The sequence below is a fragment of the Pseudomonas sp. MF08831 genome (assembly GCF_059862645.1).
Window position 1 is genome coordinate 17,716 of record NZ_JCBCUX010000022.1, and the last position, 13,730, is coordinate 31,445.

10 protein-coding genes are annotated in these 13,730 nt (G+C 61.3%); 3 read left to right on the forward strand and 7 right to left on the reverse strand.

Translation table 11 applies throughout. The annotated features are described in order from the left end of the window. Positions 1-3: 3 nt before the first annotated feature. A complete protein-coding gene (locus AC19YS_RS30425) occupies positions 4-963 on the reverse strand; it encodes an AAA family ATPase (RefSeq protein ID WP_003174327.1) in 960 nt (319 codons plus the stop codon). Positions 964-1,220: 257 nt separating this feature from the next. Continuing rightward, positions 1,221-1,574 (reverse strand): hypothetical protein, encoded by a 354-nt coding sequence (locus tag AC19YS_RS30430; protein WP_106580488.1) that lies wholly within the window; start codon positions 1,572-1,574, stop codon positions 1,221-1,223. 480 nt (positions 1,575-2,054) lie between these two features. Between AC19YS_RS30430 and AC19YS_RS30435 the strand changes: the two genes are divergently transcribed. Then, on the forward strand, positions 2,055-6,923 hold the full coding sequence (locus AC19YS_RS30435; protein WP_500603437.1) for an NAD-glutamate dehydrogenase: 4,869 nt from the start codon (positions 2,055-2,057) through the stop codon (positions 6,921-6,923). A 298-nt stretch (positions 6,924-7,221) separates the two neighbouring features. Further along, the gene (locus AC19YS_RS30440) at positions 7,222-7,800 is read left to right on the forward strand and encodes an LOG family protein (RefSeq protein ID WP_106580486.1); all 579 of its coding nucleotides are present in this window, start codon (positions 7,222-7,224) and stop codon (positions 7,798-7,800) included. 30 nt (positions 7,801-7,830) lie between these two features. Here the strand turns inward: AC19YS_RS30440 and AC19YS_RS30445 are convergent, their stop codons facing one another. The 3 genes from AC19YS_RS30445 to AC19YS_RS30455 all read right to left on the reverse strand — a co-directional run bounded on the left by AC19YS_RS30445 (position 7,831) and on the right by AC19YS_RS30455 (position 10,733). Beyond that, a complete protein-coding gene (locus tag AC19YS_RS30445) occupies positions 7,831-8,517 on the reverse strand; it encodes a GntR family transcriptional regulator (RefSeq protein ID WP_500603438.1) in 687 nt (228 codons plus the stop codon). 17 nt (positions 8,518-8,534) lie between these two features. Continuing rightward, the gene (locus AC19YS_RS30450; protein ID WP_106580484.1) at positions 8,535-9,236 is read right to left on the reverse strand and encodes a FadR/GntR family transcriptional regulator; all 702 of its coding nucleotides are present in this window, start codon (positions 9,234-9,236) and stop codon (positions 8,535-8,537) included. A 171-nt stretch (positions 9,237-9,407) separates the two neighbouring features. Beyond that, positions 9,408-10,733: a C4-dicarboxylate transporter DctA gene (locus AC19YS_RS30455; protein ID WP_177410144.1), complete on the reverse strand. Its 1,326-nt coding sequence runs from the start codon at positions 10,731-10,733 to the stop codon at positions 9,408-9,410. Between the two features lie 217 nt (positions 10,734-10,950). Between AC19YS_RS30455 and AC19YS_RS30460 the strand changes: the two genes are divergently transcribed. Then, positions 10,951-11,580, forward strand: a complete 630-nt coding sequence (locus AC19YS_RS30460) for a DNA-3-methyladenine glycosylase I (RefSeq protein ID WP_500603439.1) — start codon at positions 10,951-10,953, stop codon at positions 11,578-11,580. Between the two features lie 136 nt (positions 11,581-11,716). Here the strand turns inward: AC19YS_RS30460 and AC19YS_RS30465 are convergent, their stop codons facing one another. Together AC19YS_RS30465 and pdxR are read right to left on the reverse strand one after the other, a co-directional pair. After that, positions 11,717-12,118, reverse strand: coding sequence for a cupin domain-containing protein (locus AC19YS_RS30465; RefSeq protein ID WP_106580481.1), 402 nt, complete (start codon positions 12,116-12,118; stop codon positions 11,717-11,719). A gap of 84 nt (positions 12,119-12,202) precedes the next feature. Next, positions 12,203-13,636: a MocR-like pyridoxine biosynthesis transcription factor PdxR gene (gene pdxR, locus AC19YS_RS30470; RefSeq protein ID WP_500603440.1), complete on the reverse strand. Its 1,434-nt coding sequence runs from the start codon at positions 13,634-13,636 to the stop codon at positions 12,203-12,205. Positions 13,637-13,730 lie beyond the last annotated feature (94 nt).

The window sequence follows — 13,730 nt, forward strand, 5'->3', positions numbered from 1 at the left end:
GGTTCAAGCGACGGCAACGACGTCGAGAATGCGTTGCACCACACGGTCCTGGTCGATGCCGGCCGCTTCCGCTTCGAACGACAGGATAATGCGATGGCGCAGCACGTCGAACAGCACCGCCTGGATGTCTTCCGGGCTCACAAAGTCGCGCCCGGCCAGCCAGGCGTGGGCACGCGCGCAACGGTCGAGGGCGATGGAGCCACGTGGGCTGGCGCCGTAGGCGATCCACTCGGCCATCTCCGGGTCGAACTTGGCAGGGGTGCGGGTGGCCATGACCAGTTGCACCAGGTATTCCTCCACCGCGTCGGCCATGTACAGGCCAAGGATTTCCTTGCGCGCCGCGAAGATTGCCTGCTGGCTGACGCGGCGCTCGGGTTTGGTTTCACCGTTGAGGGCTTCGCCGCGGGCTTGTTGCAGGATGCGCCGTTCGACGGCGGCGTCCGGGAAGCCGATCTTGACGTGCATCAGGAAACGGTCGAGCTGGGCTTCGGGCAGTGGGTAGGTGCCTTCCTGCTCGATAGGGTTTTGCGTGGCCATCACCAGAAACAGCGGCGACAGGTCGTACGTGCTGCGGCCCACGCTGACCTGGCGCTCGGCCATGGCCTCGAGCAATGCCGACTGCACCTTGGCCGGCGCGCGGTTGATTTCGTCCGCCAGCACCAGGTTGTGAAAGATCGGCCCCTGCTGGAACACGAAACTGCCGGTTTCCGGGCGATAGATCTCGGTGCCCGTGATGTCGGCGGGCAGCAGGTCGGGGGTGAACTGGATACGATGGAACTGCGCTTCGATGCCTTCAGCCAACTCTTTGATGGCCTTGGTCTTGGCCAGGCCCGGTGCGCCTTCGACGAGCATGTGGCCGTCGGCCAGCAGGGCGATCAGCAGGCGATCAATGAGTTTTTCCTGGCCGAGAATCTGCGTAGAAAGAAAAGTTCGCAGCGCGAGCAGCGCTTCACGATGTTCCATCGATGACGGTTCCTGGAGAGATGAGGCCGGGCGTTGATAAAAACGCCGGCCTGGGGCGCCTACTTTAATGCATCGAGGTGGGTGGCGACTAACGGCGTGACGGGTATTTTTGGCAAATCTTGTAGGAAATTTGTATGGGAACGGCGCCAATGTAGGAGGGGGCTTGCCCCCGATAGCGGTGGATCAGTTTATACATCTATAACTGATCGACTGCTATCGGGGGCAAGCCCCCTCCCATATTTGATCGTTGGTGCAGCTTAGATTCGCGTGAACGTACCAGTGCCCTTAAGAATGTTCTGCAAGGTTTCTTCAACTTCAGCCAAATCCGACGCGGCGGTGCTGTGGAGAATTTCCAGATGATCCTTGCCCCCCAGCGCATCGGCATCGCCTGCAGCCAACTCCACCCGCAACGTCGTGTTGCTCAGCGTGACTTTCAGGCCATCCAGGGTCGACGGCTCGTAATCCCAGGTCAGTTCTACTTCCTCTTCATCCGGGTAACGGGTGAGCATAAACATCTCGCCGTTTTTGCCGTGGCAGCAGAGCATGGCCATGTTGTCTTCTTCTTCGTCGCACGGGGTGGCCATCAGTGCGTCAGTGTTCAGTTGCAGCATGGGAAATCCTGTCTGGGGGAGGGCGCAGCGCGCCAATTGTGCCATCGCCGCGAATTTTGTGCTGCATCGTGTGTCAGACCCAGTGCATGACCTGACGGGCAATACCAGTCATTTTCGGTACTCGAAGGCTTGAAAACAGGCGGTTTTTCTTCGGAAAAATCCGGGTTGCTCAAGTCGCAACCCAAAGCCTGCGTACCGATGACCGAATATGTCGCAGCGTCGCAAGCAGCTGTCTTCCTACACTCGTTAAGCTGCGCAACGGATATGCCCTGTGCCGGGAGTCTGACCTGCCCGTCGTACCGTCGCCCTGCACGATGTACATCTTATGGAAGTTGTATGTGACCTCATTGTCTTGTCCAGCTTCACCCACCTGTCACTCTGAATTCGTTACTGTAGACCGCGAACAGAGCTGACGGTCTCCCCGCAAGGGGATAACACGCGACGCTTCCATCAATAACAAGCCCAAGCGGAGTACCACAGATGGCGTTCTTCACCGCAGCCAGCAAGGCCGACTTCCAGCATCAACTGCAAGCGGCACTGGCGCAGCACATCAGTGAACAGGCACTGCCACAAGTGGCGCTGTTTGCTGAACAATTTTTCGGCATCATTTCCCTGGACGAACTGACCCAACGTCGCCTTTCCGACCTGGCCGGTTGCACCTTGTCTGCCTGGCGCCTGCTTGAGCGCTTTGATCACACCCAACCGCAGGTGCGGGTCTACAACCCCGATTACGAACGTCATGGCTGGCAATCGACGCACACCGCGGTCGAAGTGCTGCACCATGACTTGCCCTTCCTGGTCGACTCGGTGCGTACCGAGCTGAACCGTCGTGGCTACAGCATTCACACTCTGCAAACCACCGTGCTCAGCGTGCGCCGTGGCAACAAGGGCGAGTTGCTGGAAATCCTGCCTAAAGGCACCCAGGGCGAAGGCATTCAGCAAGAATCGCTGATGTACCTGGAAATCGACCGCTGCGCCAATGCCGCCGAACTCAACGTGCTGAGCAAAGAGCTTGAGCAGGTGCTGGGTGAAGTGCGCGTGGCCGTGGCTGATTTCGAACCGATGAAAGCCAAGGTCCAGAACCTGCTGGCCGGTATCGACGCCAGCCAGTTCAGCATCGACGGCGAAGAAAAAGCCGAGATCAAGAACTTCCTCGAATGGCTGGTGGGCAACCACTTCACCTTCCTGGGCTATGAAGAGTTCGTGGTACGTGACGAGGCGGACGGCGGGCATATCGAATATGACGCCAATTCCTTCCTCGGTCTGACCAAGCTGCTGCGTGCCGGCCTCACCGCCGAAGACCTGCGCATCGAAGACTACGCCGTGGCCTACCTGCGTGAACCGACCGTGCTGTCGTTCGCCAAGGCCGCGCACCCAAGCCGCGTGCATCGCCCGGCGTACCCGGACTACGTGTCGATCCGCGAGATCGACGCTGATGGCAAGGTCATCAAGGAACACCGCTTCATGGGCCTCTACACCTCCTCGGTGTACGGCGAAAGCGTGCGAGTGATTCCGTACATCCGTCGCAAGGTCGCGGAAATCGAACGCCGTTCGGGTTTCCAACCCAAGGCTCACCTGGGCAAAGAGCTTGCTCAAGTGGTTGAAGTGCTGCCGCGTGACGACCTGTTCCAGACCCCGGTCGACGAACTGTTCAGCACCGTGATGTCGATCGTGCAGATCCAGGAGCGCAACAAGATCCGCGTGTTCCTGCGCAAAGACCCGTACGGTCGTTTCTGCTACTGCCTGGCCTACGTGCCGCGCGACATCTATTCCACCGAAGTGCGCCAGAAGATCCAGCAAGTGCTGATGGATCGCCTGAAAGCCTCGGACTGCGAATTCTGGACCTTCTTCTCCGAGTCCGTGCTGGCCCGCGTACAGCTGATTCTGCGGGTTGACCCCAAGAACCGCCTGGACATCGACCCGCTGCAACTGGAAAAAGAAGTGGTGCAGGCCTGCCGCAGCTGGCAGGACGACTACTCCAGCCTTGTGGTCGAAAGCTTCGGCGAAGCCCAGGGCACCAACGTGCTGGCGGACTTCCCCAAAGGCTTCCCGGCCGGCTACCGCGAGCGTTTTGCTGCGCATTCGGCCGTGGTCGACATGCAGCACCTGAACAGCCTGACCGAAGCCAACCCGCTGGTGATGAGCTTCTACCAGCCGCTGGGCCAGGTCTCCGGCCAGCGCGAGCTGCATTGCAAGCTCTACCACGCTGACACGCCGCTGGCACTGTCCGACGTGCTGCCGATCCTGGAAAACCTTGGCCTGCGCGTGCTGGGTGAATTCCCGTACCGCCTGCGTCACGCCAATGGCCGCGAGTTCTGGATTCACGATTTCGCCTTTATCGCCGCCGAAGGCGTGAACCTCGATATCCAGCAGCTCAACGACACCCTGCAGGACGCGTTTGTGCACATCGTGCACGGCGATGCCGAAAACGATGCGTTCAACCGCCTGGTACTGACTGCCGGCCTGCCATGGCGCGACGTGGCGCTGCTGCGTGCCTATGCGCGTTACTTGAAGCAGATCCGCCTGGGCTTCGACCTGGGTTACATCGCCAGCACCCTGAATAACCACACCGACATCGCCCGCGAGTTGACCCGGTTGTTCAAGACGCGCTTCTACCTGGCGCGCAAGCTCACCGCCGATGACCTGGAAGACAAGCAGCAACGCCTGGAACAAGCGATTCTGACTGCCCTGGACGACGTTCAGGTGCTCAACGAAGACCGCATCCTGCGTCGCTACCTGGACCTGATCAAGGCCACCCTGCGGACCAACTTCTACCAGACCGACGCCAACGGCCAGAACAAGTCGTACTTCAGCTTCAAGTTCGACCCGCGCGCGATTCCTGAGCTGCCCAAGCCGGTGCCGAAATTCGAAATCTTCGTGTACTCGCCGCGTGTTGAAGGCGTGCACCTGCGCTTTGGCAACGTGGCGCGTGGCGGCCTGCGCTGGTCCGACCGTGAAGAAGACTTCCGTACCGAAGTGCTCGGCCTGGTAAAAGCCCAGCAAGTGAAAAACTCGGTGATCGTGCCCGTGGGCGCGAAGGGCGGCTTCCTGCCGCGTCGCCTGCCATTGGGCGGCACCCGCGACGAAATCGCGGCCGAGGGCATCGCCTGCTACCGCATCTTCATCTCGGGCCTGTTGGACATCACCGACAACCTGAAAGACGGCGCCCTGGTGCCGCCGGCCAACGTCGTGCGTCATGACGACGATGACCCGTACCTGGTCGTGGCAGCGGACAAGGGCACTGCGACCTTCTCCGACATCGCCAACGGCATCGCCATCGACTACGGCTTCTGGCTGGGCGACGCGTTCGCTTCCGGTGGTTCGGCCGGTTACGACCACAAGAAAATGGGCATCACCGCCAAGGGCGCGTGGGTGGGTGTGCAGCGTCACTTCCGTGAGCGCGGCATCAACGTGCAGGAAGACAGCATCACGGTGGTCGGCGTCGGCGACATGGCCGGTGACGTGTTCGGTAACGGCTTGCTCATGTCCGACAAGCTGCAACTGGTCGCGGCCTTCAACCACCTGCACATCTTCATCGATCCAAACCCGAACCCGGCGACCAGCTTCGTCGAGCGCAAGCGTTTGTTCGAGCTGCCCCGTTCGGCCTGGACCGACTACGACACCAGCATCATGTCCGAAGGCGGCGGTATCTTCTCGCGCAGCGCGAAAAGCATTGCCATCTCGCCACAGATGAAAGAACGCTTCGACATCCAGGCCGACAAGCTGACCCCGACCGAGCTGCTGAACGCCTTGCTCAAGGCGCCGGTAGACCTGTTGTGGAACGGCGGCATCGGCACTTACGTCAAGGCCAGCACCGAAAGCCATGCCGACGTGGGCGACAAGGCCAACGACGCTTTGCGTGTCAACGGCAACGAGCTGCGCTGCAAAGTAGTGGGCGAGGGCGGTAACCTCGGCATGACCCAACTGGGCCGTGTGGAATTCGGCCTCAATGGCGGCGGTTCCAACACCGACTTCATCGACAACGCCGGTGGCGTGGACTGCTCCGACCACGAAGTGAACATCAAGATCCTGCTCAACGAAGTGGTGCAGGCCGGTGACATGACCGACAAGCAGCGCAACCAGCTGCTGGCGAGCATGACCGACGAAGTCGGCAACCTGGTGTTGGGCAACAACTACAAGCAGACCCAGGCCCTGTCCCTGGCTGCGCGCCGTGCCTACGAGCGTGCTGCCGAGTACAAGCGTCTGATGAGCGACCTGGAAGGCCGTGGCAAGCTGGACCGCGCCATCGAGTACCTGCCGACCGAGGAGCAGCTCACCGAGCGCGCCTCCAACGGCAAGGGCCTGACCCGTCCGGAGCTGTCGGTGTTGATCTCCTACAGCAAGATCGACCTCAAGGAAGCCCTGCTCAAGTCGCTGGTGCCGGATGACGACTACCTGACCCGTGACATGGAGACCGCGTTCCCGCCGAGCCTGGTCGCCAAGTTCGGCGAAGCCATGCGTCGCCACCGCCTCAAGCGCGAGATCGTCAGCACCCAGATCGCCAACGACCTGGTCAACCACATGGGCATCACCTTCGTGCAACGGCTCAAAGAGTCGACCGGCATGAGCCCGGCGAACGTGGCCGGTGCCTACGTGATCGTGCGTGACATTTTCCATCTCCCGCACTGGTTCCGTCAGATCGAAGCCCTGGACCACCAGGTTTCCGCTGACGTGCAACTGGAGTTGATGGACGAGCTGATGCGTCTGGGCCGCCGTGCCACGCGCTGGTTCCTGCGCAGCCGTCGCAACGAGCAGGATGCTGGCCGTGACACCGCGCATTTTGGTCCGCACCTGGCCGCGTTGGGCCTCAAGCTCGACGAACTGCTGGAAGGCCCGACCCGTGAAGGCTGGCAGAACCGCTACCAGGCCTACACCGAAGCGGGTGTGCCAGAGTTGTTGGCGCGCATGGTTGCAGGCACGACTCACCTGTACACCCTGCTGCCAATCATCGAAGCCGCCGACGTGACCGGGCATGACGCCGCCGAAGTGGCCAAGGCCTACTTCGCCGTCGGCAGCGCCCTGGACCTGCCATGGTACCTGCAGCAGATCAGCGATCTGCCGGTGGCCAACAACTGGCAGGCCGCGGCCCGCGAAGCCTTCCGCGATGACGTGGACTGGCAGCAACGCGCGATCACCATCGCTGTTCTGCAAATGGCCGACGCACCACACGACATGGAAGCCCGTGTGGCCCTGTGGCTTGAGCAGCATCAGGACATGGCTGATCGCTGGCGCGCCATGATGGTGGAAATTCGTGCTGCGGTCGGCACGGACTACGCCATGTATGCAGTCGCCAACCGTGAACTGCTGGACCTGGCGTTGAGCGGTCAGTCGGTGCTGCAACCGGCTTGATCCTGCGGTAAAACAAAAGCCCCCGTCTCGTGAGAGGCGGGGGCTTTTTGTTTCGCCACGATTGACCAAACACCCTTGGCCACACGTGGGGGCGGCTTGCCTGCGATGGCGGTCTTTCAGTGAAAGACGTGCAAACTGACCCACCGCTATCGCAGGCAAGCCAGCTCCTACAATGGATCTTTGTGCGATCGATCTACGGGGTAATGCTTAAGGTGGCCGGTAACGCTGATTCTGCTCGTGGGATGTGGCGTGGTTAAATGAGCGCTGTGCTCAACACAATCAGATCAAGTGAGGGTGTATGCGACTTTGTATTTTCTCGGGTTCAAGCCCGGGCCGATTGCCGGTGTATGCGCAAATGGCGGCTCAATTGGGTGAGGCGCTGGCCAAGGCGGGTATCGGCGTGGTCTACGGTGGCGCCTCGGTCGGCTTGATGGGGGCGGTGGCTGACGCCGCGCTGGCCAATGGCGGTGAAGTGATCGGGGTCATGCCAGCGTTTCTGGCCGAGAAGGAACTGGCGCACACCGGCCTCAAAGACTTGCGGATCGTCAGCTCCATGCACGAGCGCAAAGCGCTGATGGCCGAGCTTTCCGATGGCTTTATCGCGTTGCCCGGCGGCATCGGTACGTTTGAAGAGTTGTTTGAGGTCTGGACCTGGGCGCAACTTGGCCAGCACGCAAAACCGTGCGCTCTGCTGAACATCAACGGCTTTTACGACGGCCTGGCCACGTTTCTCGACTCGGTTGTCAGTGAGGCGTTTCTAAAACCCGTGCACCGCAACATGCTGATCGTGGAACCGAACGTGGAGCGTTTGCTGGCCGCCGTATTGAGTTACCAGGCGCCCAAGGTGCCCAAGTGGATCACGCGAGAAGACACTTGATGCAGCAGGCAATCGACGCGGTGGCGAGCGTCAGTCGAGTGTGAGCAATTTTGCCTCCAGATGATCCAGGTGCTGGGTCATCAGGCCGATTGCGCGGTTCACATCGCGTTGTTCCAGCGCATCCACAATCGCCACATGCTCCTGCCACGCGCAGTACGTGCAGGCGTGTGCCTCGTATTGGGCAATGATCAATGAGGTCAACGGCACCAGGCTATTGAGGAACTGCGCCAGGGGCGCGTTGTGCGCCATCGCGGCCAATTGCAGGTGGAACTCCCCGGACAGTCGAATCGCCGTTGCGCGCTGGTCGCGGTCGATGCAATCACGTTCACGGGCGATCAACTCACGTAGCTGCCGAATGTGCGCGGGCGTGGCCTGGGCGCAGGCCAGCTGCACCACGGTCACTTCCGTCATTCGCCGCGCTTCCAGAATCTGCCGCGTCTGCTGGGCATCAGGCGCGGCCACTTGGGCGCGCTGGTTGGGACGCAGAATGATCACTTGCTGATGGGACAGCTTGGCCAGTACGCGCCGAATCACGCTGCGGCTCACACCAAAGATTTCGCCCAGGCCTTCTTCGGTAAACCGGCTGGCGGGGGCGATGCGCTGTTCGAGGATGGCATCAAACAAGCGCGGGTAGATGTCGTCCACCGAGGGCTTTTTACCGGCCACAAGGCGCAGGGCCGGGAGAATGGGATCGCGGTGCAGCGCGTGGGCGGTCATGGCCGGTCTCCAAAAATTCAGCTGCCCAGATGGTCGTCCGGGATGTTCAAACGGATGCCCATGCGCAGGCCTTCCTGGAGGATGTGCCGACGCATCTCCGCACTTGCCAGGGCGCTGTTTTTGTTGCGGATGGCGCGCACCACGGCTTCGTTTTCCTGCAGGCGTTCGGCCAAATGTTCGGGCGAGTTGCGCAGCACCTGGGCACTTTGCTTGAGGGCGTTGCTGGTCTGTTGCACCACGTTTTGAAAGATCGGGTTGGAGGTGAGGGCGAACAGTTCTTCGTGAAAGCCGATGTAGGCATTCATGCCGGCTTCGGCATCGCCGGCATCCAGGGCTTCACGCATGTCCATCAAGGTGAGCCGCAGTTGCCCGACTTCTTTGCTGCTGATGGACTGGGCCACCAGGCCGACGATGAAGGGCTCGAGGGTGTAGCGCAGTTGCAGGATGTCTTCGAGGCTGGCGTCGGCCACGGCGTCGCTGGCGTGCGGCTCGCTGACGCTGGTTTCCAGTACCACCACGCCCTTGCCGGGCATCGAGCGCACCAGGCCAAGGGTTTCCAGCACGATTACCGCTTCGCGCAGGCTCGGGCGGCTGATGCCCATCTGCTCGGCCAGTTCACGCTGGCCGGGCAGCATTTCGCCACGCCGCCACTGGCCACGCTTGAGTGCGGCGCGCAGTTTTTCTACGACTGAATTGACGACGGTTGAGGTGCTGATCACGTCTACGTCTCCTTGATGGTGCGAATACAATGGCCAAACTGGCGACGGTCAAAAGGTGGGAGCGGGCTGGCTCGCGAATGCGCGATGCCAGTCACCCCATGTGCAAGCTGAACCTGCACCTTCGCCAGCCAGCCCGCTCCCACAGCTGACCTGTGTCGCTCATAGAATGGGTCAGAACTCCTGATGCGCCGGCAGCACCGGCTTCTTGGCCTGGAAGGCATAGCCTTGCTGGCCGTTGAGCACCTTGTTGGCGCGTTGGATATCGATGTCTTTTTCCCAGCGAGCAATGGCCACCGTGGCGACGCAGTTGCCGATCAGGTTAGTCAATGCGCGCCCAATACCCATGAACCAGTCGACTGCCAACACCAGCACCAGCCCTACGACGGGAATCGCCGGGATAGCGGTGAGGGTCGCCGCCAGAATCACCAGTGCCGAGCCGGGAATCCCATGGGCGCCCTTGGAGGTAATCAACGACACCAGCAGGATGGTCAGCAAGTCGGTCATCGACAGCGGCGTGCCGGTGGCGTTGGCGATAAACACGATGGCCAGGGTCAGGTAAATCGAAAAGCCGTCGAGGTTGAACGAGTAGCCCGTCGGAATCACCAGGCCTACAGTCGAGCTGCCAATGCCCAGGTGCTCGAGTTTGCGCATGATCTGTGGCAGTACCGCATCGGAGGAGGCGGTGCCCATCACGATCAGCAGTTCTTCGCGCAGGTACTTGAGCAGCGGCAGCATGCGCAGGCCGGACACGCGCATCACCAGGCCAAGCACCACCGCGACAAAGACAAAGCAGGTCAGGTAGAACAAACCCACCAGGCTGCCCAGGTGTTGCAGCGAATCCAGGCCATAGGTGCTGGTGGTGAATGCAATGGCGCCGAACACGCCGATCGGCGCCAGGCGCACGATCATGCCCATGATGCGGAATATCACGTGGCTCAGCTCGTTGATCAACCGCGAAATGCCCGAGGCGGCTTCGCCCACCAGGTTCAGCGCGCTGCCGAACAGCACCGAGAACAGCAACACTTGCAGCACGTTGTTGTCGGCGAAGGCGCCGATCACCGAGTTGGGGATCAGGTCCATCAGGAACTGGCTGGTGCCGCGGATGTGTTGGCCTTTGTCGGCCAGTTCATTCAACCCGGCGGACGAAAGCTGTTCCAGATGAATATTCGCGCCTTGGCCGATACCGGTGCTGAACGCCATGATCAGGCCGATCACCAGTGCGACGGTGGTCAGCACTTCAAAGTAGATCACTGACTTGAGGCCGATGCGCCCGACTTTCTTCAAGTCGCCGGCGCCGGAAATACCGCTGACCACCACGCAGAATACGATCAGGCCAATCAGCATTTTGATCAGCTTGATAAAGCCGTCACCCAGGGGTTTGAGTTGCGAGGAGAATTCGGGAAGGGCCAGGCCGCAGATAATGCCCAGCATCAGGCCTATCACGACTTGCAGGAAAATCGAACGCGAGCACCATCTGAGCATGGGAGGGATCTCTATTCGGTGCCCTGGTGGTTCCAGGGCTTAATTGTTGTGGTCTTACCGGTAAGTCCAGTGCGCGGCCAGTCTACGCCGGGTTTTTTTGAAATCACAAGTAAATAATCGGCGGTTGACAGGTCCCGGTCTGACCAGTTGGTCGGCAAGCGTGGCGCTTGAGCGGTTGGCGGGCTGGAAAAAAATTCGCTTATCATCCGCGGCTTGAATCGCGAGGTGATTGATGGATGCATCAGGACTGACCACGGACGCCACAGGGCAGACCCACTGCACCTGGCGCACGGCGGCGCCGGAGTACCCGCGCTATCACGACCACGAGTGGGGCGTGCCGGTGGCGGATGATATTCAACTGTACGAGAAGATTTGCCTGGAAGGCTTTCAGGCCGGCATGGCGTGGATCACCATCCTGCGCAAGCGCGAGCAGTTTCGGGCAGCCTTCGAGGGCTTTGATTTTCGCCGCGTCGCGCAATATGACGAGGCGGATATCGCCCGCCTGATGAATGACCCCGGCATCGTGCGCAATCGGGCCAAGATCGTCTCCACCATCAACAACGCGCGCAGGGCGTGCGAACTGGTGGAGGAAACCGGCTCGCTGGCCCATTGGATATGGGCGTTCGAGCCAGCCGAGGCGGAGCGCCCGGCCGTGGTGGACATGGCTTACTGGACCGGCAACCCAACGTCACCGGCTTCGGTGCGCTTATCCAAAGCCTTGAAAAAACGCGGCTGGACCTTTGTCGGCCCGACTACGATGTATGCGTTGATGCAGGCGACGGGCATGGTCAATGATCACTTGGAAGGCTGTGCCTGCCGACCGCGGATCGAGCAGCTGCGCCGCCAGTTCAAACGGCCCTGAACCTCTGGCCCAAGCCAATCCAAAGTGTGGGAGCGGGCTTGCCCGCGAAGGCGCTGTGTCAGTCTCCAGCTGTGGAGGCTGAACCGCCGTCTTCGCGAGCAAGCCCGCTCCCACAAGGGTTTTGTGGCGTAGCTGATTACTGTGGCAGCGGCGTCAGCACCTCGGCCTTGTCATCCAGCACCATCACCACCAGCAGCTTGGCCGGCTGGGTCTGGCTGGCATTGCTTGATTCAAAGTGCCGCGAGCCGGCCGCTTCATAGAACGACTCACCGACCTTGTAGGTAATCGCCTTTTCATCGTTGACCCGCGAGGTGATCTCACCCTCCAGCACATATGCCACGGCAGTGCCGGTGTGGCTGTGCGGCACGGTGGCCTGGCCGGGGGCGTAATCGACGGTGAGCATGATGGTTTTCTTGCCGGGCACATTGGTCAAGGCGTGTTCCTGCAGCACCTTGATGGATTCCTGGTTGTAAACCGGCTCGTGGGCGAGGGCGCTGAGCGAGGCGAGCATCAGGGTGGCAGCGAGCAGTCGTTTCATGATGAGGTTTCCGAGAAGTTCGAGACCTCTTCACCCTACGCCGCCGAGCGCACCGGACCAATGACCAATGCGCGGGAAAACCCGCTAGCCAATCTGCTGCAGAATATCGCGCAGCCGGTCCAGCGCCGGGTCGATGTCGAGCAGCTCGATGGCGCCGAAGCCGATGATCAAACCTTGGCGCACGGGGGTGTCATGGAAGAACACATCCACCGGGTACACCCCCACTTCCACGCGCCGCGCCAGTTCCATCAGCAACGGGATATTCACCGGCACCTTGCACAGCGCCGCCATGTGAAACCCCGCCACGCTGGGTACCGCTTCAAACCAGGGCGCCAAGTCACCTGCCAGGCGCTGCAGGATGCGTTCGCGGCGCCCGGCGTACACCGTGTGGCAGCGGCGAATGTGCTTGAGCAAGTAGCCTTCGCTGATGAACTTGGCCAGGGCCCATTGCGGCAGGGTGGAACTGTGCTGATCGGTCAGTTGCTTGGCCTTGAGCACCGCGCCGTAAATGGCCGGCGGCAGCACCGCATAGCCCAGGCGTAACTCCGGCAGCAGGGTTTTCGAGAAGGTCCCGACGTACGTGACCACGCCACGGCTGTCCATGCTTTGCAGGGAATCGGTGGGGCGGCCTTCGTAGCGAAATTCGCTGTCGTAGTCGTCTTCAATGATGATCGCGCCCAGCTCGAACGCGCGCGCCAGCAAAGCTTCGCGGCGCGCCAGGCTCATGGGCATGCCCAGGGGAAACTGGTGGGACGGGGTCACGTAGATCAGCCGTGTGCCGTCCGGGATCAGGTCGACCTGAATGCCTTGCGCGTCGACCGGCACGCCGGCAACCTGGGCGCCCATGGCCATGAACAGCTGGCGCGCAGGGCTGTAGCCGGGGTCTTCCATGGCGACCGTGGTGCCCGGTTCCAGCACCACGCGGGCGATCAGGTCCAGTGCCTGCTGCGCGCCATTGGTCACCACGATGTCGTCGGCGCGGCATTTCACCCCGCGTGAAAATGCGACGTGCCCGGCGATGGCCTCGCGCAGCGCGGGCAAACCTTCCGGTTGACTGTAAAAGCCGCTGTCCCGGGCGATACGCCGCAACGCATCCTGGGTACAGCGCCGCCATTCATCCTGGGGGAACTGATTGCGGGTGGTGGCGCCTCCGATAAATTCATAGCGCAGTGTGCTGTCGCGCGTGGGATGGCGCATGGGCGAGGGCAGCGCCGCCCATTTGCCCAGGTTGGCGGCACAGGCCAGGTCGGCGGCGGTTTGCACGCGCTCAGTCTGCACTGGATGGGCATTGACGAAAGTGCCGCGGCCGGTCTTGCCCACCAGCAGGCCTTCGTACGTCAGGGTGGCATAGGTGTCAGACACGGTTTTGCGCGACACGCCGATTTGCTCGGCCAACAGGCGGCTGGGCGGCAGTTGCGCGCCGACAGCCAGGCGTCCGGACGCAATGGCTTCACGCAACTGCCGGTACAGCTGTTCGGCCAGGTCTTTGCGGCCGTTGATCACCACGTGCAGTTCCATGTTTCATCCCAAGGCAGTCACTCTGGGCCAAGACTACTCGCTCGCGCAGCGCGCTCAAAATGGTCTGCGCATAAACCGCTCGATTGGCTATAGG

Excerpts from the sequence above, each read along its gene's own strand:
- AC19YS_RS30465 (WP_106580481.1), bottom strand. The coding sequence starts at position 12,118 with ATGAAACGACTGCTCGCTGCCACCCTGATGCTCGCCTCGCTCAGCGCC.
- pdxR (WP_500603440.1), bottom strand. The coding sequence starts at position 13,636 with ATGGAACTGCACGTGGTGATCAACGGCCGCAAAGACCTGGCCGAACAG.
- AC19YS_RS30445 (WP_500603438.1), bottom strand. The coding sequence starts at position 8,517 with ATGACCGCCCACGCGCTGCACCGCGATCCCATTCTCCCGGCCCTGCGC.
- AC19YS_RS30440 (WP_106580486.1), top strand. The coding sequence starts at position 7,222 with ATGCGACTTTGTATTTTCTCGGGTTCAAGCCCGGGCCGATTGCCGGTG.
- AC19YS_RS30460 (WP_500603439.1), top strand. The coding sequence starts at position 10,951 with ATGGATGCATCAGGACTGACCACGGACGCCACAGGGCAGACCCACTGC.
- AC19YS_RS30430 (WP_106580488.1), bottom strand. The coding sequence starts at position 1,574 with ATGCTGCAACTGAACACTGACGCACTGATGGCCACCCCGTGCGACGAA.
- AC19YS_RS30435 (WP_500603437.1), top strand. The coding sequence starts at position 2,055 with ATGGCGTTCTTCACCGCAGCCAGCAAGGCCGACTTCCAGCATCAACTG.
- AC19YS_RS30425 (WP_003174327.1), bottom strand. The coding sequence starts at position 963 with ATGGAACATCGTGAAGCGCTGCTCGCGCTGCGAACTTTTCTTTCTACG.